The following is a 21,672-nucleotide window of genomic DNA, read 5'->3' on the forward strand; positions in this document are numbered from 1 at the left end:
ATAAAAAGTGATTTTGTTGATAAGGTAAAAACATTTGAAAAAAATCATTTTCAGGGATGTTAAAATGTTCAATTAATGACAGATGAATACATTCACCTATCTTTTTCAACTCTTCTTTATTTAATATATTTTCATGATAATAAACGTTCACAAAAGGCATACATTTTCATTCCTTTTTCTTAATTTAATTTCAACAAGTTTTCATCGTGAAATGTGCAAAATCTCATATACTGTAACACCTTTATTTGTTACCATTTCAGGCTTCTCTTCATAAAACTCAAACCTACTGTATCCCCATTTATCCGGATTATAAACGATTACATTCCCTAAACACTTTTCATTGTTTTGTACATTTTCATTTATCGTGTTTAATTGAGTCCCAATCAACGTTTTACTTTGAGAAATACTTCCTGCATATTCAACAACATATCTACTTTTCTTAAATCCATCACTTAGATTAACAACTAACGGAACACCTATATGTATTTGTTGCCACCCAAACGATTGTAAAATATTATCGTAATACCCTTCAAAGGTAAATTTATTCATCCCTTCATGACCATTCCAAATATATAAAGGTGCATAGCAGTTATAAAAATTCCCGTCTTTCTCCGTTTCCGTAATTAAATAAGCTTTAAAATTTAGTTCTTGGAAACCATCAGTTTTATAGCCATTATCCTTTACCCTTTTCTTAATAATTTCCATGTCATAATCCTTTGGAAGAATGACCTTATATTGCATTCCAATCATGTTTATCACTCGCTTTCAATCTTATATACATTATGATAAATCGATAAGCGGCTAACGTAAAATAGGTATAAATTATGTTTGGTATCATTTATAATGATAGTGCATAAGGGGCTGAGATACATGGAAATAAATGATCTTATTATATTCAAAACTGTGGCCAGTGAGGGTTCTATTAGTAAAGCTGCTAAAGAGTTAGGATATGTTCAACCGAACGTAACTGAGCGAATCAAAAAATTAGAACAAGAATTAGAAACGCCTTTACTACATAGAGATAACAAAGGTGTTTCCTTGTTACCTGCTGGTGACATTTTATTAGATTACACGAATAAAATATTAACTCTATTAGAAGAAGTAAAAGATGAAATTAAAACGAGTGGTTCTTCTTATATAATAGCGACGTCACAATCTATTTTGACAAATTATTTAAGTAAGCGTATTAAAGTAAATTTCAGAAATTATCAAATATATGTAGAAAGTAGTAGTCATTTGCAAAGATTACTGCAGCAACAAAAAGTTGATATGGTCATAACTTATGAGGATTATCCTGACGCATCGTTTAAAAAAGTGTTCACAACCTCAATTTCTGTAGGCTTATTAAAAGCGAAAGAAAAATGTACCATTGATTATTCAAAAGAAATTTTCTTCGTTAGCAATGACAAAAAGTGCCCTTTTAGGAATAAGACAATACAATTTCTAAAAGAAAACAATCTATCTCAGCGACAACTTCAACAGTTGGATTCTTATTCGCTTATGGAAGAGTTTATTGCTGATGGAAAAGGAATAGCTTTTTTACCGATTAAAAATGATACATTAGTAATAATTGAAGATGTTCCCCTTGAGAATTTAGCTGTTCATTTTTTTACGAATCAAACCTTTATAAAGCATATCCCTGATGAACTATTTGATTAATAAAATGACTTTGATTACAAACTTTTTTCAAAATAAAAATCCCTCTTTAACGAATATAAAAGAGGGATTTTTATTTTGTATACAATTGATTTTTCACACGTTTTGCTCCACTTCTGTACTTTTCTCCTTTTTATTCCTTTTAAAACTCTTCAATTTCTTAACCGTCCCAACCAATCCTTTCGGAAAAACGAGTAGCACGATAATATACAATAAACCTAGAATAATCGTCCATCTTTCAAAAATCGGATATTCCGTCGCTAGTTCTGATAAATAATATTTTAGGGATTCAATAATCCCAGATCCAGCAATAGCTCCAATTAATGTTCCGACTCCTCCAATCATTGTCATCAAGAGTGCATTTAGTGTCATTTCAATTGAAAATACAGTCGTATTGACAAAGCGTAATGTAATAACAAATAAACCACCACTAATCGAAGCTACTACTCCTGCCACAATACTAGCAATAATTTTATACTGAAGAACTTTATATCCTAGCGCTTCAACACGTTGCTCATTTTGTGAAATTGCCTTTAATACTTTTCCAATAGAAGATTTAGTGAAAAGACGTAACAGAATAAAAATGACAATTAAACATATAAGTGTTACATAATAAAAGGTAAAACGATCACGGAATAAGTCTGGTACACCAAATGTAAAACCATCCCCTCCGTGAGTGAGCCCACGCCATTTTTCAGCAAGGACGAAAAACAACTGTGAAATAGCAAGTGTTAACATTGCATAAAAATGACTTTTCAGTCGTAAAGAAAGCAAACCGATTATATAACTAACAATTGCTGAAACGATAATTGCAGCTACTATTCCTATTAAAAAGTTCGTTATAGATACTCCTTGCCGATCAAATAAAAGCGCTACTCCATATGCTCCTATTCCAAAGAACATACAATGACCGAACGATACAATTCCTGTATACCCCAGCAATACATCAAAACTCATTGCAAAAATAGCAAAGATGAAGATTTGAGTGAACAAAATTAACAGGCTCCGTGAATCATTTACGAATGGAAATACACTTAAACAAATGAGCATACATACTCCGAAGTATACTTTAATTCGGTCCGATGTGTTGTTCACCATTTCACCCCTTTTCACCAACAAGTCCAGTTGGCTTCGCTATTAAGAAAAATAGTAACATTAACATATTAATTGCAAGTGATAAATCTGGTATAAAATACGCTGTAAAAGCCCCAGCTAATCCAACAATTAAAGAAGCAATAGCTGAACCTTGTACGCTTCCTAATCCTCCGATAATTACTACTATAAAAGCTAAAATTGCATACTGCATGCCCATCTCGGCGAAAATAACACCCGAATACGGTGCTAATAAGAAACCTCCCAAAGCTGCCATCCCTGCTCCTAATAAAAAGACGAAAGAAAATATCGCTTTTACATTAATACCAAGCGCTTGAACCATTTCTTTATCCATTACACCTGCACGGATCATAAGACCTATCTTCGTCTTTTGGAGTAATAGTTGTAGTGCAATGTAAATAATTATTCCAATTAAAATAACGAATAGACGATATTTAATTAATATAATTCCTTCGAATGTAAAACTTCCTTGTAACCATAACGGTAATTTTGCACTAATAGGGTTTGGCCCCCAAAATATTTTAATACACTCACTAAGAACGAGCATTCCTCCAAGCGTAACGAGCAGCTGTCGAACATGATTTCCATATACTGGTCTAATAAGAAACCTTTCTAAAATAAATCCTAGGAACATTCCCATAGCTACTGCTCCAACTAAAGCTAATATATAACTTCCTGTCATATTAAATAACCAAACACCTGTAAATGCTCCCCACGCAAATAAACCACCGTGTGCAAAGTTTAAAACGCTCATTAGACCGAAAATAAGTGAAAGACCTGATGCTAACAAAAAAATGAGCATCCCTGTTGAAATCCCATTTACAAATAAATTTATTAACACATCCATCCTTTTCACCTCGGGTTCATGTTAAGAGATTCCTAAATATTTATGACACATTTCCTTATCCTTTTTTAATTCATTCATAAAACCGTTATGAACAATTCGTCCGTTATCCATAATGTAAAAATAATCGCCAATTTGACTAGCCATCATAAAATTTTGCTCAACAAGTAAAACTGTTGTTTTCTCTTTCATCTTCAAAATAGCTACCATTAATTTCTCTACCATTATCGGAGATAGCCCTTTGCTCGGCTCATCAATTAATAATAATCCATCACTATTAATAAACGCTCTTGAAATAGCCAACATTTGCTTTTGTCCTCCGCTTAAGAGCCCACTTTTCTTATTCCAAAACTGCTTTAAATCCGGAAATAGTTCCAGCATCCACTCTATTTTCCCTTCTACTTCTTCACCTTTCCCCCTAGCAAGAGCGAATGTTTCTTCTACTGTCAAATCATGAAAAATACCTTGATTTTCTGGTACATACCCTATTCCTTTCCTTGAAATTAAATGTGTAGGTAATCCACTTACTTTTGCACTATCATAATAAATTTCACCATCTGCAATCCGGTGAAACCCCATAACTGAGCGTAATGTCGTTGTTTTCCCTGCCCCGTTTCTACCAAACAGTACAGTAATCGTCCCTTTCTCAACAGTAAGAGATACTCCTTGCAAAATATGAAACTGATCTAAATACGTTTCTATATTATTCACTTGTAATAGTGCCACTATATAATCCCCCTAAATAAGCACTTTGTACACGCTCATCTTTTATAATTTCTTCTGGCAATCCTTCAGCCAATAACTCTCCATGAAATAAAACGATAAGATGATCTGACAAACCTAGTATCATATCCATTTTGTGTTCGATAAGTACAATTGTGCTCTCTGGATGTTTCTTAATATTTTCAATCACTTGTAATATAGCAGGGACTTCCTCAACCGAAATACCTGCCGTCGGCTCATCAAGTAATAACACATCCGTTTTTAAAGCTAATAACATCGCAAGTTCTAGCTTTCTTTTCTCCCCATGTGCCAAATCTTTCGCTAATACGTTCTCTTTCTCGTGGAGTAATACTGTTTTTAAGAAACGTCTCGCCTCTCCAACTTGTTGCTTAAATTTTGCTGGATTCGGGAAAAAGCTATAGTAATCTTGTACGAATGATTGAACACTTAAACGAACATTTTCAAGTACTGTTAATTCTGGGAATATGTTTGTAAGTTGAAAAGAGCGACCGATTCCTAAGCGTGTTCGATCTGAAATCGATAGTTCTGTAATATCTTGCCCTTTAAAATACACTTCACCTGTTGTTGGTGAAATCTGTCCACTTAGTAAATTAAATAATGTTGTCTTCCCCGCACCATTTGGCCCGATAATAGAAATGAGCTTTCCTTTTTGGACAGTTAAATTTACATCTTTAATAACATGATGTTCACCAAAAGATACACTAAGATTTTTCGTCTCTAGCAAATGTGGCACGAAATCCCTCCCTTTAAAGACGTGAGTATGAAAGAAATATGTATAAAGAGGGTCCCCCCTCTTTATACAAAAACAACAGAAAATTCAGTCTATTTATTTTGAACTGGTGGTGCTGTTTCTTTCATCGTTAATTCTCGCTCTAACACTGGCACCGGATAATCAACACCGTCTTGCTTTTTCAATGTGATAGAATACAGTGTCTGCATCGCTTGGTGGTCCTTCTCTCTAAACTTCATCTTTCCTTTCGGTGTATCAAATTCCATTCCTTCCATTTTCTTAATCAAGGTATCTACATCTGTATCACCTTTTGTTTTCTTTAAGGCTTCTACAATAGAAATTGCTGCTGACATTCCTCCCGCTGTAAACAAATCTGGCACTACACCATTAAAACGTTTTTTATGCTCTTCAACTAGCCAATCATTCACTTTATTTTTTGGAAGTGTGTGATAATATACAGAAAAACCTTGCATACCTACTAATGCATCCATTGTTTTTAATGCTGGTATATCTGGCGCTCCAGTAGATATTTTAATACCTTGCGCTTCCACATTCATATCTTTTAACTGTTTCCAAGGTGAATTTGCCCCTGCCCAAACGATAAATAAATAATCTGGTTTTGAACTAATTATATTTTGAATATTTGCTGTAAAATCTGTTGAATTCGTATCTGCGTATTGCTCATTTACAATGTTCGCACCTAATTTTTTCGCACCCGCTTTAAATGCAGCAATCCCTTCACGACCAAAAGCGTTATCTGGGGCAAATGTCGCAATCTTTACATCTTTTTTCGCAATTGCTGCTGCTCCTGCAATCGCATCTTGTGAGGAACTTCTTCCAGTTCTAAAAATATATTTATTCCAGTTCTTCCCGGTAATACTATCCGCAACTGCCGGTTCTACAACCATAATCTTTTCATATTCTTCTGCCAGTGGTAAAACCGCTAACGTATCACTTGAACTAGACGATCCAACTAAAAAATCAACTTTCTCTTCTTCTAATAACTTCGTAGCTTTCTTCACTGCTACATCCGCTTTCGTTTCTGTATCTTCTACAACAAACTTAATCTTTTTCCCATCTACTTTCCCAGTCCCACCAGTTGCATAGTCTAACCCTAATTCAAATCCGTTCACTGTTTGTTTTCCATACGATTCTAGCGGTCCTGTTAAAGAAGCAAGGACTCCTACCTTAATCGTTTTTTCATCTTCTGTACTTGTTTTCTTTCCTGAACAAGCTGCCGTTATTAATAACGAACCTAAAACACAACCAGTAAACATTGTCTTTAGCCACTTACGTTTTTTCATCGACATTGTGATCCTCCCCATACTTTACTTTCTGATAGAATCAAACACGCCAAAATCCCCTGTCCGTAATCATGACTAACTAATACGATAGATAATGGAAAACTCTTGTAGTACCCTCTACATTCGGCACAAATATATAATCACCTTCCTATGTAATGGAAACGGACATACAATCAATATATATTCTGCAATCCAATTGAAAATACTGTTTCATTTTAGTAATGGCCATACAAAAAGACTAACTTATTTTTTAAGTTAGTCTTTTCACCTTAATTAGAGTTAAGTTCTACTTTCTCTAACCCTTCAGCCAATCGTTTCTTATCTATTCCTTCTCCAATTACTACTAAGTTTGTTGGGAAACCGAAATCTTGTTCCAGTAAAGTCGGTACTCCGAACGAATATTGGAATAGGTGAGGGTATTTATCTCCATGGAATTTCACAAAGCCTTTCACTCGATAAATACTATCTGGTAAATTCGAAAGCCATTCATATAATTTGTCTTGATCAATCGGTTTCGTAAATTGATACGTCATCGTTTGTATATGTAAATGCTGTTTAACGTGTAGTGTCTCATGTTCCTCATCATTTGGAAATTCTGCTTCTTCTATATCTTCTAAAGATATATTACAATACTTTGTCTCATACATTTTCGCATGATCATTTATTGTCTTTACTTCTTCAAGTACTATGTTCTTATCTTCATCTGTTAGTAAATCTGCTTTATTAACAAGAATGTGACTACCAAATTTCAGTTGCTCATGCAATAGCTGTTGTACATTTGCACTTAATATACTTTTGTTTAACCACCTTACTGCATCTAAAACGACTACAATTGATTTCACTTCCAGGAAAGGAGCTAAAATTGGCGAGACACACGCGTCTAACACTTCAATTGGATGCGCAACACCTGTCGTTTCTATATAAATGACATCTGGTCTTTCTTGTTGGTATAACGAATGTAATTGTATTTCAAGCTCTTCTTTTAACGTACAACAAATACAGCCTTTAAGAAGTTCTCTTAACACATTCTCTTTTCCAATAATATCTGTATCTACCGAGTATTCACCAATTTCATTCATTAATACTGCAACTTTTCTATTCTTCTTTTTCTCTGCTAACAATAAATTTTGTAATAATGTTGATTTTCCACTACCTAAAAAACCACCTAATATATGAATCTCCACTTTATTCATTCAACCGACCATCCATTTCTTTATTTCAAATGTATTCAAAGCGTAATAATTACGATTTATATTTATCATTTTATTAAAAGAATGACCATTTGTAAATATAAGAGATTCACTGCTCATTTACTTCATATGCAACTCTAACTCCAGACTCAATTGCTCCTTGCATCCATCCATGTGTTAATGTCGTATGCTCTCCTGCAAAGTGTACTTTTCCAGATGGTGGTGTAATATACGGAAATAACTCGAGCTCTTGGCCTGGTTCAAAAGCTGTAAATGCACCGCAAGAATACGGATTTTTACTCCAGCTAAAAGATGTTCCAGTGACAAACTCACTATAGACGATGTCACCGTATATTTCCGCTAAATTTTTTAATGCGTAACGAATACGATCTCTTTGCGGGAGACTATCCCATGTTAACGCCTCATCTGCCCACGTATAACTAGCCAACACAACAGCTGGTCCTGGAGTATGAATGCCATAACTCGGATAGTATGTAAACCGTATCGGTAAATCAGTAATAGATTTCCCACCACACTGTCCCGCTTTCTCCCAAAATCTACTTTTAAACTCTATTGCAATTTTAGTTGCAGCAATATAATTTAATTCACGAATTGCTCTTCTTTTAAAATAAGAGAATAAATAGTATGGCTGAACTTCTACAAATCTTAACGCTGAAAACGGAATTGTAATAATAGCAAAATCACTTGTTATTGTAAATTGCTCTAACGTTTGCTCATGGTTTCCTTGTAACATTACTTTATTATCTTCTTGTATGATTTTATCAATCTTATACGGCATTAAAATATGCTCTCTTAATTGTGGTAAGAATGCATTCGATAACTTATCCATTCCACCAGTTATTTCATAATATTTCGTTGTTGAAGTAAAGAAGATCATTTCACGTAATACTTCAATTAAGGACATTCCCATATAAGCTTCCATATCAAGAAGTACCCCGATTATATCTATTGCAACATCTGAATAATACTCCATTAAAAATGAACCAAGCGAATACGTTTTATACTTTTTTTCAACAATAAGCCAGTTTTTATCAGGTTCCTTCTTAATATAATTTAGTATTGGTTCTAATACCTCAATCATTAACTCTTCTGCCGTTTTTCCTCTTTCTTTATCCAAAACCGGATATTCAAGTACACTTGGATCATTTTCAAACACATTCAATCTCGTTTGAATGTTATTCGTGTAAATGATATCTGCAAAAGTTTTATTTATAAAAAGGTTTAAAGGTAGTTTAAATTTATAAATATACGCTAAGGTTAACTTATGGGTATCAGGGATTCTCATCGGTCCCGCATTAAAATATAAACCCACACTAAATGGTTCCCGAATCGTATACACCCTGCCACCTATTCTGTTATTTGCTTCTATAATCGTTACTTCGTGCCCAGCCTCTTTTAATAAAGAACCTGCAACTAATCCAGAAATCCCTGCACCGGCAATCGTAATCCGTTTTGGGTTATTCTTTTTAACAAGCCCTGCATGAATAATATGAAGCATTTCTTCCATTGTTAATGGGTTCCCCATGCCATTTCCCCTTTTACAAAGGATTTTACTGAATTATATTCAGTTACCTTCATTCCTATGTTTTGGGCAAGGAATTACACGGATACATTTTCAAATACTTGAATATCTTTTATAAAATGTAATAAACTAGATATGATTCTATAGAAGTAAGACGTATTATCTTACATAACAAAACCAATGAAATTGCGAGGAATTTTGAAATGAAAAAAGGTATTAACCGTGTTGTATTAGTAGGAACAGGAGCAGTTGGATGTAGTTATGCTTACTGCATGATTAACCAAGCCGTAGCTGAAGAATTTGTTTTAGTCGATGTAAATGAGGCAAAAGCTGAAGGAGAAGCAATGGATTTAAGTCATGCTGTTCCATTCGCACCAGCTCCAACTAGAGTATGGAAAGGCAGCTACGAAGATTGTAAAGATGCTGACCTTGTAGTTATTACAGCTGGATTACCACAAAAGCCAGGCGAAACACGTTTAGATTTAGTTGAGAAAAACGCTAAAATCTTTAAACAAATCGTTCGCAGTATTATGGATAGCGGATTTGATGGAATCTTCTTAATCGCAACAAACCCTGTAGATATTTTAACTTACGTAACTTGGAAAGAATCTGGTTTACCGAAAGAACGTGTAATCGGTTCTGGTACAACGCTTGATTCTGCTCGTTTCCGCTATATGTTAGGTGAGTACTTCGATATTGGTCCACACAACATTCACGCTTATATTATCGGAGAACACGGCGATACTGAACTTCCTGTTTGGAGTCATGTTTCCGTTGGTATCCAAAAACTACAAACACTGCTTGAAAAAGACAACACGTATAATCAAGAAGATTTAGACAAAATTTTCATAAACGTCCGTGATGCAGCTTACCATATTATTGAGCGTAAAGGCGCAACTTATTATGGTATCGGTATGTCACTTCTACGTGTTACAAAAGCAATTTTAAACGACGAAAATAGTGTATTAACTGTATCAGCTTACTTAGAAGGTCAATATGGTCAAAAAGATGTTTATATCGGGGTGCCTGCTGTTTTAAATCGCGGCGGTGTTCGTGAAATTTTAGAGGTTGAATTAAGTGAAGAAGAAGAATTAAAATTCGATCACTCTGTTCAAGTATTAAAAGAAACAATGGCTCCGGTTCTTTAATTAAGATAAAAAGCAATCCAATTTATTTTGGATTGCTTTTTTATTTTCATTATCCCCTATGACTTTTTAATGATTTTCTATCATTTCTTATTTTTTAGTCGCATCCTCATTATTTATATCAAGTACATCTAATAAAAAGATAAAGATTGGTATCCCGATAATAAGCCCCCATATTCCGAGGAAATGCTCTGAGAAGATGAGAATCATAAATGTATAAAAGATTGGTAAATTTGTTTTTGCAGACATAAACTTCGGATTTAAAAAATAACTTTCAAGAGCGTGGATTACTGTTATGAACACGAGTATGTATACTACGTACATAACTCCGCCTACGTTGTAAGCAATGATACAAAGTGGAAACAAAGAAATAATCACACCTGCAACAGGAATCAACCCTAGTAAGAAAACCATAACAGCTAATACAAGTAGCTGTGGAAATCCTAAAACAATTAATGCAATGACAGTAAGAATACAATTTACAACGGCAATTAAAAACTGAGCTTCAATTACTTTTCCGAACGATCTTGCAAATCTTTCACCAAAATATGCAATTTCCTCATAAAAGATTTTTAACTTACTATCTTTAAACTTAGATGTAAATGTAATAATACGCTCTTTTTCTAATAAGAAAAATAAGCTTAAAATTAGAGATAATAATATTTGTAAACTTACCTTCCCTATATTTGCTATTGATTGATATATGACATCTACACCTTGTTCTATATATTTTGATACTTCCATCCCATTAATTGTCGAAAGTACATATTTAACGATTTCATTATCAGGTGGATTTTGAAAAAACAGTTTAAATTGATAAATTAATTGTGAAATTTGTATCGTCAGCACAGGTAAATATTTATATAACGTTGTGCCTATAAAGGAAACTAGTATTATATACAAACATGCAATAACAATTTTCCGGTTTACTTTCAATTTTCTTGAAATAAAACGTTGAAATCGATCCATTAAAAACGTCAGTATAAACGTAATTAATATTAAATTGATCATACTTTTTAATGCATATAATACAAGCGCTACTATTATTAAAACGAGAAACCGTTGAAACCCTCTACTTCGAAAAAAACTCTTTACTTCATTCATTAAGAATTAACCTCCCCCTTCAATGGATGGAAATTGAATATATTACATTTTATGAACTCCTATAGACAATCTTTCTTACTAATTAAGAAGAATCCTTTTTTTCTTTTCATATTGTTAGATTCGTTTAACTGGAATCCACCAACATATTTCGGTGGACTCCAGTTATTTTTCATATAATCTTTTTATAAACTAGGTGATTTTCTATTTTTAGACTGCTGTTCATACGCATATCCCATATTGAAAAGCTCTCTTTCACCAAACTGTTTCCCTACAAACACTACACCGATTGGTTCTCCATTTTTATCATATCCAGCAGGAACCGCTAATTCCGGATAACCAGCTACAGCTGATAGAAGAACTTCATCGTTATTAATCATAACTAGAGCATCCAAACCTTGTTCTACTAAATACCTATCTAGCTCTTTTTTTGCATTTGCTTGACTCGTTTGTACTACGTTTTCGAACTCTTCTTTCGTTATAGCAGATTTTTCAGACCCCTCAATTAATGTTTGTCCGTACTTTATTCGTCTTTTACTATCCTTTTTATTAAACGCTATAATCTCTTCTAACGATTTTACCGGTACATTCTTTTGCTGTGAAAGATAGTCGTTTACATTATGCTTGAACTCATATTCTAAAGTTTGCAAATTATCTACACCCCCATTGTTTAACTGAATATAATCAGTCAATATTGCACCTGCATCTTGAAGGTCTTTTTTTATTTTTTCTGCTACTGTTTTTCTATTTTCATCTTGTTGGTCTACAGAAAAAAGAAGCCCTATCTTTTTCCCTTTTAATCCATCTATTGATAAATCCTTTGTATAATTAATTCTTTCTTTATCTTTCATTTTTTCTGTCATAACATCTTTTTCGTCATAACCTATCATTGCATTAAATAACGTTGCTGCATCTTTTACTGTTCTTGCCATAGGTCCTGCTGTATCAAGAGTTTCAGCTAATGGAATAATTCCTGTTCTACTTACCATACCTAAAGATGGACGTAACCCAACTACTGATTGCTGCGCCGCTGGTGCAACAATCGATCCCGTCGTTTCTGTTCCAATTGCAAGCGGCGCAAAATCTGCCGCAACTACTGTAGCAGATCCTGAACTTGATCCTGAAGTATCGAATGTAATCGGACCGTACGGGTTTAAATTTTGTCCTTTCTTCCCGCTATACCCGCTTGGCATTGTAAAAGATAAATAGTTCGCCCACTCAGACATATTCGCTTTTCCTAAAACAAATGCTCCTTCTTCTTTCAACTGCTTCACAATTGTTGCGTCTTGATCTGCAATCCAATCTTTTAATACATAAGTTCCTGCACTAGTCGGCATCACTTTTTCCGTCTGTACATTATCTTTTACAACGACAGGAATACCATATAAATTCGAATTTTTGTTTCTACCCCGCTCTTGATCTAACTTTCTTGCTTCTTCCATCGCATTAGGATTTATCTCTGTAACAGAATTTAATGTTATTCCATTTTGATCATGTTCTTGTATTCTAAAGAGATAAATACTCGTTAATTCTTCATATGACAACTTTCCATCATCAATCATTTTTTGAAGCTCATCTACAGTCGCATTTACGACTTCTTTTTCTTTTATCTTTACATTTTCTATATTGATTCCTTTAAGCTGATTATGTATCGGTTGTAGCACTCTTTCTTTATCATATACAATACGCTCAGGTTCCTTTGGAAAATAATTTTTATACACGTAATATCCGCCGGCACACGCTAATAAGACAATGCCTCCAGTGATAGACAGCGTTACCTTTACCCATTTCTTCATGTTGCTTCCTCCACTCTATAAGATGCTTAGCTATACAAAAAAGAGAGTTACCTTTTACTTAACTCTCTCCAATCAAAATGCTAAATGAAAAAATGAAAGATTTCAATCTAATTATTTCTTTTTTTGCATTTGCTTTGCTAACATTTCTTTCACTTGATTATACGTTAATCCTGAATTTTTATTTAAACGCTTTACTTCCTCAACATCAGTACCTACCACTGTATATTTTTTCTCATCATTCATTTTTCTAATTCCCTTCTCACCGTATTATTTCTTATATTTCTTCCCTAAATGCGCATAAATTAACACCACTACAAAAAGGAAGCTGTTTTTAAGCACAGCTTCCTTCTCGTTACATATTGTATTTCTTAATAAAATTTCACTACATCTTCAGTAGGCAAGAACGTTCTTTCTGCTGGTTGTTCGTTTGGTTCACCAAATGGCATTTGACCTACTAAGCTCCACTCTGCTGGAATGTTCCAAGTTTCTTTCACTTCAGCATCTACGATTGGGTTGTAATGTTGTAATGATGCACCAATTCCTTCAGCCGATAATAACATCCATACAGTATGTTGTAACATTGCATTTCCTTGATGAGACCAGAATGGGAACTGATCTTTATATAATGGTGCATTTTCTTGCATTTTTTCTACTGTTGCTTGATTTTCAAAGAATAACACAGTCCCAACACCTGTATGGAAACCTTTTAATCTTTCTACAGTCGCTTCAAAGTTTTCTGCTGGTACGCGAGCTCTTAGTGTTTCTTTAACAATATCCCAAAACTTTTCATGCTCTCCATCCATTAATACAACCATACGACCACTTTGCATATTGAAAGATGTTGGTGCGTGTAAAGCTGTTTTTAAAACTTCTTCAATTCTTTCTTTCGTAATTGCATCGTTTTTTGTTACTTTACGAATAGAACGACGGTTCACAATTGCTTCTTTTAAGTTTGTTGTAGTTGCTGACATTTTAATTCCTCCAAATATTTGTTTTATAATTTATTTTGTTATTTCATAACAAGCGAATTAGCAATATCCATCTGTATTACATTGCATACCTTCAAATGAATTTGTTTTATCCTTTTCAATTTCTTTATCAATGACTCTTTGTAGCGTTTCTTTACTAGCTAGCCCTTGAATGACTTCATCTCCAATCATGACAGTTGGAACAGCCATAATATTCGCTTCATCATATGCGTACTGAATTGCTTCTTGATGCTTTTCTTTATATTTACGAGTTACTAACGCATCTTTAAATTCAGCTTCAGGAAGACCTACTTCTACCGCTAATTTTGTTAAAACATCAATATCTTCAATGTTTTGCTCTTCTTGGAAAAACGCTGTGAATACGCGGTGATGATACTCATTTCCTAGTCCACGTTCTTTCGCAAATTGACACCCTTCGAAAGCTAAATGTGTATATGGATGCGGAGAAACACGTGGCAAACGCATATCGATTCCTAACTTCTTCGCAGTTGGAAGAATAAAAGCATCCCATGAGCCTAATTTTTCTGGCTCATTCCATGGATCTATTTTTGAATATGGACTTGGACGTAATTCAAATGGCATCCATTCAATTTCTACATCTTTCTCTTTCGCTACTTCATCTAATGGACCTTTTGCTAAAAAACAAAATGGACATATAAAATCTGAGTATACTTTCATTTTTACAGTCATACTTTTACACCTTACCTTTATAGTTGTAATCGAATCAGTTACATTGATAATAAAAAAATATAAATATGATTTAAGCATTCATTTTTTCTTGCAAAATTTCAAACAAATGCCCCATCGTAATATTTCTCAAAACTTCTTCCATCGCGGATTGCGCTTGTATTAATATAACTTCTAACACCGCTTGAATATTTGCTCCAATTGGACAATCTGGATTTGGTTGCTCGTGAATATGAAATAGCTTGTCTTCTTCTACTACATTTACTGCATGATACACATCTAACAATGTGATTTCATGTAAATCCTTTAGTAATCCCGCACCACCTGGACCGCGATTTACATATACAAAACTAGCTTGTTTCAAGTACGACATAATTTTACGAATGACTACTGGATTTGTGTTTACACTTTCAGCTATATAGTCTGAAGTACAAAGTGAAGATGGATTGTTTTTCAAAATAGATAAAATATGAACAGCTATAGAAAAGCGGCTACTAATTTTCATCGTGATCACCACCTTGATGTAATCATTATAGTTACAACAAAAAGATAAGTCAATCCTTTTCATAGATTTTTTATAAGCAAATAAAAAAGTGTCCCATTATGATATATGAGACACCTCTTTTTATTCTGCAAATAGCGCTTGAAATTCTTCAATAAATAGCTGCACAGCGATTGAGGAATCCTTTAATGAAGGAACAGCTAAAGCAATTTCTCTCCATACTTGTGGTTCCAATTCTCTCGTTTGCACATTCTGTGGTAAATTCGTTAAAGATAATTCGGCTAATATTGCAATACCTAGCCCTTCTTGAATCATGTTTAAAGCTGTAGTAACGGTTGATATTACATACTCAGCCCGAAGTGGTACGTTGGCTTGTTTAAACATATCAATAATGGGTGGTTCGTATCCACCCTTACATAATATGATCGGTTCATTCTCTAAATCACTAATTGTAATAGAGTCCTTCTTACAAAGAGGATGATCATCTCTTAAGATAGCAACCATTTTCCCCTTCGTTAATGGGACAATCTCCATCTCTTTATTAGGCAAAATAACAATTCCTATATCAACAACCCTCGATACTAACCAATCTTCAACTTCTTTAATCGTTCCTTCACAAAGAACGACTTCTAAGTTCGGATACTTCTCCTTAAAAAGGTTTATCATTTTGGGTAAGAAATGTGCAGAGGCACTCGGAAAACTCCCAATTCGAATCGTCCCAACTTCGTGTCCTTTCTCCATCGCAACTTCTTGCTCAATTTTCTCTACACCGTTCAAAATCTCTCTAATATGCACAAGAATTCTGTTTCCTACATCCGTCACGATTAGCCCTTTTCGTTTATCACGTATAAGAATCGTAACTCCTAACTCTGACTCAATACTTGAAATTGCATGACTTACAGCTGGCTGCGTCATATTTAACACCCGAGCAGCCTTCGTAAAACTACCTAACTCAACAGTTTTTATTAATACTTGCAGTTGTGTAATGGTCATAACTAATCACTTATACTCCCCATAAAAAAGATTCATTTTATTTATTACAGTCGATATCATATCATAGTGAAATGAATAACAACAAGGAGGTCTTACCGTGACACAGCTTTCTCGAACTAAGACGGCCATAATCCTTACCTTTCTCGTTTTCATGTGGGGAATCAATTGGCCTTTATCTAAGTTTGCCCTGCATTATACACCACCCGTTTTATTTGCAGGCGTTCGAACTTTAATTGGAGGATTCATTTTACTCCTTTTCGCATTACCGAAATACAAAGAGTTACACTTAAAAGAAACTTGGCATTTATACGTTATTTCTTCTTTACTTAACATCATTATATTTTATGGATTACAAACTGTAGGCCTTCAATATATGCCCGCTGGGTTATTTTCCGCCATTGTATTTCTACAACCTGTTTTACTCGGCATTTTCTCATGGATTTGGCTTGAAGAATCTATGTACGGCTTAAAAATTTTCGGGCTTGTTCTTGGATTTATTGGCGTAGGTGTCATTAGCTCTAGTAGTTTAACTGGACATATTTCTATTATCGGAATCCTTCTCGCGATAGGATGCGCTATTGGCTGGGCACTTGGAACAGTATTTATTAAGAAGACCGGGCACCGCGTTAATTCCATTTGGATGGTAACACTGCAGCTTATTATTGGCGGGCTTTGCTTAATTGGATTTGGATCAGAGTTTGAAAGCTGGTCTAGTATTGCTTGGAGTATACCGTTTGTTAGTGTACTACTCTTTATTTCATTCTTTGTTATTGCAATGGGATGGCTTGCATACTTCACTCTTGTTGGAGCTGGTGAAGCAAGTAAAGTTGGGGCTTATACATTTCTTATTCCACTAATCGCTATTATTGTAAGTTCAATTTTCTTACATGAGGCCATTACTATTAGCTTATTCATCGGACTATTATTTATTGTGGTGAGTATTTGTTTCGTAAATATAAAGCCGAAAACACTCGCTGTAAGGCCGCAGGTTGAAGTGAAATAAAAATAAGAAAGAGTCTACGTTTGTAGGCTCTTTTTTATTGTATGATGATATTTAAGTAGTAAGAATATTTTCTCTAATATATACAAATAGACTAACAATTCTAATCATAAGGGGGAATTATATGGTTTTACAGTATAAAGAATTTGGAGATTCAAGCTCTACACTTATGGTGTTTATTCATGGGGGTGGAGTCAGTGGTTGGATGTGGGACAAACAAATTAAACATTTTACTAACTTTCACTGCCTCGTCCCTGATTTACTTGAGCAAGGAAAAAATAGAAGTAAAGATCCTTTCTCAATAAACTTTAGTGCTGAAAAAATCATAGACCTAATTGAAGAAAAAAGTCAGGGTAAAACTGTTATAGTAATTGGGTTTTCATTAGGCGCTCAAGTATTAATCTCCATGCTCAGCATGAAGCCAAACTTAATTCAATATGCCATGATAAATAGTGCCTTAGTCAAATCCATTCCTTTTGCTAACACATTTATAAAATCTATTGGGCTAACCTATCCTCTTATAAAGAGTAGGACGTTTTCGAAAATACAAGCCAAATCAATGTACATAGATAAAGAATACTTTGATCACTATTATCATGACAGTTGTCAAATAAGTAAAAATACCTTCATAAGAATACTAGAAGAAAACATGTCGTTTACAATACCAAAAAACTTTGAGAATGCTAATAGTAATATATTGGTAACTGTTGGAGAAAACGAAAAAAGAATCATGAAAGACTCGTTGACTGAAATCCTTAAAAGTAATCCCCGTTGCACAGGTGTTATTATTTCTAAAATCGGTCATGGAATTTCTTTAGCGAATCCTAAGTTATTTAATACTTTAATTGAAAACTGGCTAGGACATGATTCCTTGCCGGAAGACGTAATGACCGTTAATTGATTTCCATGTATCAATAAATTTTGTTATATAGTGACTACAAAAATGTTGTAATCCTCATTTTACTAATCCCTAAGACTAATAAAAAAGGTCTCATTACTTTCAATGAGACCTTTCAATCTTACTTACCTTTTACGACGTACTACAAAAACACACGCACCTACCGACGATACAATCGCCAAAATAGATAAAACAATCGCTATCAATTGCATATTACTAGTACCTTCATTCTTCTCTACATTAGACACTTCACCATGTTCTCCTGTTAATGACGTACCTTTTGCAATTGTAGTAAGTGAATGTGGTTTTTCAGCTTTTTCATCGCCTGTCCATTCAACAATTTCTCCGTCTTTATATTGTTGATATGCATCCCAAGCTATTTTTTGTTCTTTATCCGGATTTTTAGCGACGAAAGTAAATCGCTGAAACTGACCGGATAAAATCCCTTCTCCTGTTGCTTCCCATATTACAGTTTTCACTTTTCCATCATTATCTTTTTGCTCTTCCACTTTCCATCCTGGCACTGGTTCATATTGTTGAAACTTTACTCCAGACGGTATTTTCAGTGTAACTTTTGTCGTTGCTATATTCTTTTCAACTGGTACTTTTATTGTATAAGTCTCCCAAGAGCCAATGTCAGAAGTTGCTGGCTTCACAGTTACGTGCGCACTAACAGGTACCGAAAAAATCCCCATTGCAATTATTGTTGCGATCATTGTTGTACCTAATTTTTTTATACGTTTCATTTTCTATTAACTCCTTTTCCTCTGTAACTTCTCTTTATCCCGCTATTCGCCGGACAGCCAGGTTGGTGAGGGCTGATAATCAGCGTGGGATTCCCCCACTGATTAAAGTTTCACTTTATCTGCCACCTACTATAAATTTATAATCCGTATCAAAACTATCAAAAGATTTTGTTAATCCGTGCACTTGTATATTCCAGTTTCCTGTCATGTTAATATACATACCTTCCGCTTCATATTCTCCTGGTGAAACGGCCGAAACTTTAAATGAACCTTTTCCCATATTCATATCTAATGATTGAGTAGTTAAAATAATTTGCTCCATATCAGTAACAGGTTGTCCGTTTTCATCCTTTAAAGTAATATGAAATGTATTTTGTCCTACTTTATTAGGACTTACATGTAAAGTAAGTTCATACCCATTATCCAGTTGCTTACTTTCTGTAAAAGGTCCAGTAGGAGGCATCGGTGGTGTTTGTACGTTTGTCATAAAAGCTACGATGACAAAAATGATAATTCCGATGATAAACTCTACTTTCACCGTAGCGCCTAATCCCTTCTGCGCTCTCATTTTCCCTTTCACATAATGTACAATTCCCAATATCCCCATGAAAATGAATAAAAGTATTTTTGCTAATAAAGCTAATCCATACTTCGTATCAAATAAAGAGTGGATTGTTGGAATAAAAAATGTACTGTTAAAAAGACCTGTTATTAAAATCACGATGACAGCACCTGTTGCCCACGGTGAAAAACGCTTAATCATATCCCAATACATACTCCACTTGTCATCCTCTTTACGTAAAAGAAGAATAATGGATGATAGACCGCCAATCCATAATGAAGCTGCAAATAAATGCAGAAAATCCATAACGACAGCAATCTCTTTAAACTTCAAACCATATGCATGACTATTAAAGGCTTTCATAACAAGTATCCCGATAAACAATACTATTGGAATACTCCATACTTTAAACGACGATAGCTTCCCACACTTCATCGCAAAATACGTAACAATTATAAGTGAACTAATAAGAACCATTTGAGTAATCCATACATATCCAAAAACAGAAAGCTGTAACGTTTCTTTTAAGAGTAAAGGATTGAATGCTTCTAGCCATGAAACATCTGCATTTATTTTTGCTTGTAGTGGTAGATTGAATAACAAGCTAATAAATATCCCAAATAAGGAAATCCATATTATGTTCTTACTCCTTGATCGAACCGAGGTTGCATTCCCTTTATACATAATAAGATTAAAGAATAGCACTCCTATAAATAGTGAGAAACTTGTATATAGAACCCCACGTTCCATAATCATATCTATTTGCGGGACATACCCCATCTCTTCTACTTGTACATCATCTGCTCCCGCTTCCGCTGACCCAATTCGGAACGGAATAACTCCTTGAATTGGATGTCCATCAGCTGAAATCACTTTCCACTGAATAGAGTAGAGTCCGTTTTTCAGATTTTCTTTTAACCCTGCTTCTAATAGTTTTTTGTTTTTTTTATCAATATGAGCATCTTTCAAATCGACCCTTTTACCTGATGTATCCCTCACGTACAATGTATTAAAACTTGAAACTTGTATGTCCTCATCGAATTCGATTTTCACAACAGATGGTGCCTTCTTCAAAGTTTCATTTTCAACAGGGTTTGATTTCACAACGTACGCATGAGCAGATGTACTTTTCGGTATCAATATGATAAGCACACACGCAAGTAATAGCCATGCCCCTAACCTTCTCATTACTTTCACAATCATTTCACTTCTTTCTTCCTCATCGCTATATTTTCATTACTTTAACTTCCCAAGTTAGATTATCGGGCGAAATATTAACCTTATTAAATATAATCTTCTATACAGTATAACTATTTATTTCTCTCTCACCTCTAAACTTCCAATATAATAGTAACTACCTTCATAGATACTACTTACATTTTTAAAGTCGATTGTTATTATATCATAAAATATATTTACGTAAGTTCCTGAAGAAGAAAAGTTATCGTGAATCATTTGTGAAGAAAGTGTGAAATACATAAATAAAAAGGTATTACGTTATTACGTAACACCTTTTTAAAAATATCTTTCTTCTATTTCTCTTCCGGATAATCACAATACTCTATGATTGTTCCCTCTGTATCCGCTGGGTTAAGATAGATTAATCTTCTGCCGTGTTTATTAATTCGAAGTGTATGCTTTAACGTTCGAATACCTTGTTCTTTTAACTCTTCTAAAGCTACATCTAAATCATCTACACGATATGCAACGTGATGTACACCTTTACCTTTTTGTTTTATAAATCGGGCAATTGGTGATGTCGTATTATTCGTAGGTGCAAGTAATTCAATTCTATCTCCGTCCACTTCAAGAATGGCTACTTCGCTTTCCACACCAGGAGCTTCACTTACGTAACGATCTATTAAAGTTCCTAACAACACCTTTTCATAAAAACGTATCGTACTATCTATATCTCGAACTGCGATGCCGATATGATCAATTGTTTTTTTCATTTTATTTCCCCTACTACTTTATTTTCTTTCATTATTAATAGTAACAAAAAAAGTTATAGAAACAAGTAAAATGTACCCTATAGAATAGACACTTGAAAAAAGTCTATTCTATAGGGTATTTCTTGTATAATAAAAGGAAAATTGGGATCGGAGAATGTTGAAAATGACAAAAAAGCT

Annotated in this window: 23 protein-coding genes; 4 read left to right on the forward strand and 19 right to left on the reverse strand. The window is 34.2% G+C overall.

The genetic code is table 11. The features are described 5' to 3' along the window. Both MR167_RS23295 and MR167_RS23300 read right to left on the reverse strand, forming a co-directional pair. A partial coding sequence (locus MR167_RS23295; RefSeq protein WP_242315601.1) for a tautomerase family protein occupies nt 1–160 on the reverse strand: 160 nt, incomplete at its 3' end. Between the two features lie 41 nt (nt 161–201). Continuing rightward, entirely contained in the window at nt 202–750 is a 549-nt protein-coding gene (locus MR167_RS23300) for a DUF4865 family protein (protein WP_000579909.1), read from the reverse strand. A gap of 120 nt (nt 751–870) precedes the next feature. On the opposite strand from MR167_RS23300, the gene MR167_RS23305 reads away from it, so the two are divergent. Next, nucleotides 871–1,659, forward strand: a complete 789-nt coding sequence (locus tag MR167_RS23305; RefSeq protein WP_242315584.1) for a LysR family transcriptional regulator — start codon at nt 871–873, stop codon at nt 1,657–1,659. Nucleotides 1,660–1,752: 93 nt separating this feature from the next. Here MR167_RS23305 and MR167_RS23310 read toward each other — a convergent pair whose 3' ends face one another. The 7 genes from MR167_RS23310 to MR167_RS23340 all read right to left on the reverse strand — a co-directional run bounded on the left by MR167_RS23310 (nt 1,753) and on the right by MR167_RS23340 (nt 9,127). Then, on the reverse strand, nt 1,753–2,706 hold the full coding sequence (locus tag MR167_RS23310) for a branched-chain amino acid ABC transporter permease (protein ID WP_140153331.1): 954 nt from the start codon (nt 2,704–2,706) through the stop codon (nt 1,753–1,755). A gap of 49 nt (nt 2,707–2,755) precedes the next feature. Beyond that, nucleotides 2,756–3,616: a branched-chain amino acid ABC transporter permease gene (locus tag MR167_RS23315; RefSeq protein WP_079245446.1), complete on the reverse strand. Its 861-nt coding sequence runs from the start codon at nt 3,614–3,616 to the stop codon at nt 2,756–2,758. 21 nt (nt 3,617–3,637) lie between these two features. After that, nucleotides 3,638–4,339 carry an ABC transporter ATP-binding protein gene (locus MR167_RS23320; protein ID WP_001196709.1) on the reverse strand — a complete coding sequence of 234 codons (702 nt, stop codon included), beginning with the start codon at nt 4,337–4,339 and terminating at the stop codon, nt 3,638–3,640. After that, a complete protein-coding gene (locus MR167_RS23325; protein WP_242315586.1) occupies nt 4,317–5,090 on the reverse strand; it encodes an ABC transporter ATP-binding protein in 774 nt (257 codons plus the stop codon). Before MR167_RS23325 ends, MR167_RS23320 begins: the two co-directional genes overlap by 23 nt. Nucleotides 5,091–5,179: 89 nt before the next feature. After that, nucleotides 5,180–6,397, reverse strand: a complete 1,218-nt coding sequence (locus MR167_RS23330; RefSeq protein ID WP_000061997.1) for a substrate-binding domain-containing protein — start codon at nt 6,395–6,397, stop codon at nt 5,180–5,182. A 263-nt stretch (nt 6,398–6,660) separates the two neighbouring features. Beyond that, nucleotides 6,661–7,584 carry a CobW family GTP-binding protein gene (locus tag MR167_RS23335; RefSeq protein WP_242315588.1) on the reverse strand — a complete coding sequence of 308 codons (924 nt, stop codon included), beginning with the start codon at nt 7,582–7,584 and terminating at the stop codon, nt 6,661–6,663. A gap of 106 nt (nt 7,585–7,690) precedes the next feature. Then, nucleotides 7,691–9,127 (reverse strand): flavin monoamine oxidase family protein, encoded by a 1,437-nt coding sequence (locus tag MR167_RS23340; RefSeq protein WP_000528027.1) that lies wholly within the window; start codon nt 9,125–9,127, stop codon nt 7,691–7,693. Nucleotides 9,128–9,327: 200 nt separating this feature from the next. On the opposite strand from MR167_RS23340, the gene MR167_RS23345 reads away from it, so the two are divergent. Beyond that, nucleotides 9,328–10,272, forward strand: a complete 945-nt coding sequence (locus MR167_RS23345) for an L-lactate dehydrogenase (RefSeq protein ID WP_000715322.1) — start codon at nt 9,328–9,330, stop codon at nt 10,270–10,272. Between the two features lie 87 nt (nt 10,273–10,359). Here the strand turns inward: MR167_RS23345 and MR167_RS23350 are convergent, their stop codons facing one another. From MR167_RS23350 to MR167_RS23375, 7 genes are all read right to left on the reverse strand, one after another. Continuing rightward, on the reverse strand, nt 10,360–11,373 hold the full coding sequence (locus MR167_RS23350) for an AI-2E family transporter (RefSeq protein WP_001006602.1): 1,014 nt from the start codon (nt 11,371–11,373) through the stop codon (nt 10,360–10,362). 182 nt (nt 11,374–11,555) lie between these two features. After that, a complete protein-coding gene (locus tag MR167_RS23355) occupies nt 11,556–13,166 on the reverse strand; it encodes an amidase family protein (protein ID WP_106081319.1) in 1,611 nt (536 codons plus the stop codon). 111 nt (nt 13,167–13,277) lie between these two features. Next, complete coding sequence (locus tag MR167_RS33025) at nt 13,278–13,409, reverse strand: hypothetical protein (protein ID WP_000997344.1); 132 nt, start codon at nt 13,407–13,409, stop codon at nt 13,278–13,280. A gap of 125 nt (nt 13,410–13,534) precedes the next feature. Continuing rightward, complete coding sequence (locus tag MR167_RS23360; RefSeq protein ID WP_001277031.1) at nt 13,535–14,137, reverse strand: nitroreductase family protein; 603 nt, start codon at nt 14,135–14,137, stop codon at nt 13,535–13,537. Between the two features lie 57 nt (nt 14,138–14,194). Further along, a complete protein-coding gene (locus MR167_RS23365) occupies nt 14,195–14,845 on the reverse strand; it encodes a DsbA family oxidoreductase (RefSeq protein WP_242315590.1) in 651 nt (216 codons plus the stop codon). A gap of 70 nt (nt 14,846–14,915) precedes the next feature. Beyond that, nucleotides 14,916–15,347, reverse strand: a complete 432-nt coding sequence (locus MR167_RS23370; protein ID WP_242315592.1) for an Rrf2 family transcriptional regulator — start codon at nt 15,345–15,347, stop codon at nt 14,916–14,918. A gap of 120 nt (nt 15,348–15,467) precedes the next feature. Beyond that, nucleotides 15,468–16,337: a LysR family transcriptional regulator gene (locus MR167_RS23375; RefSeq protein WP_000156767.1), complete on the reverse strand. Its 870-nt coding sequence runs from the start codon at nt 16,335–16,337 to the stop codon at nt 15,468–15,470. A gap of 97 nt (nt 16,338–16,434) precedes the next feature. On the opposite strand from MR167_RS23375, the gene MR167_RS23380 reads away from it, so the two are divergent. Both MR167_RS23380 and MR167_RS23385 read left to right on the forward strand, forming a co-directional pair. Next, nucleotides 16,435–17,340: a DMT family transporter gene (locus tag MR167_RS23380; protein WP_088082618.1), complete on the forward strand. Its 906-nt coding sequence runs from the start codon at nt 16,435–16,437 to the stop codon at nt 17,338–17,340. A 121-nt stretch (nt 17,341–17,461) separates the two neighbouring features. Beyond that, nucleotides 17,462–18,238, forward strand: a complete 777-nt coding sequence (locus MR167_RS23385; protein ID WP_242315593.1) for an alpha/beta fold hydrolase — start codon at nt 17,462–17,464, stop codon at nt 18,236–18,238. A gap of 122 nt (nt 18,239–18,360) precedes the next feature. Here MR167_RS23385 and MR167_RS23390 read toward each other — a convergent pair whose 3' ends face one another. The 3 genes from MR167_RS23390 to MR167_RS23400 all read right to left on the reverse strand — a co-directional run bounded on the left by MR167_RS23390 (nt 18,361) and on the right by MR167_RS23400 (nt 21,495). Continuing rightward, nucleotides 18,361–18,981 (reverse strand): YcnI family copper-binding membrane protein, encoded by a 621-nt coding sequence (locus MR167_RS23390; protein WP_242315595.1) that lies wholly within the window; start codon nt 18,979–18,981, stop codon nt 18,361–18,363. Between the two features lie 115 nt (nt 18,982–19,096). Continuing rightward, on the reverse strand, nt 19,097–20,746 hold the full coding sequence (locus tag MR167_RS23395; RefSeq protein ID WP_242315597.1) for a copper resistance CopC/CopD family protein: 1,650 nt from the start codon (nt 20,744–20,746) through the stop codon (nt 19,097–19,099). A 329-nt stretch (nt 20,747–21,075) separates the two neighbouring features. Further along, nucleotides 21,076–21,495, reverse strand: coding sequence for a VOC family protein (locus MR167_RS23400; RefSeq protein WP_242315599.1), 420 nt, complete (start codon nt 21,493–21,495; stop codon nt 21,076–21,078). Nucleotides 21,496–21,672: the final 177 nt, after the last annotated feature.

It is taken from the genome of Bacillus cereus group sp. BfR-BA-01355 (genome assembly GCF_022663675.1).
GTDB lineage: Bacteria > Bacillota > Bacilli > Bacillales > Bacillaceae_G > Bacillus_A > Bacillus_A thuringiensis_S.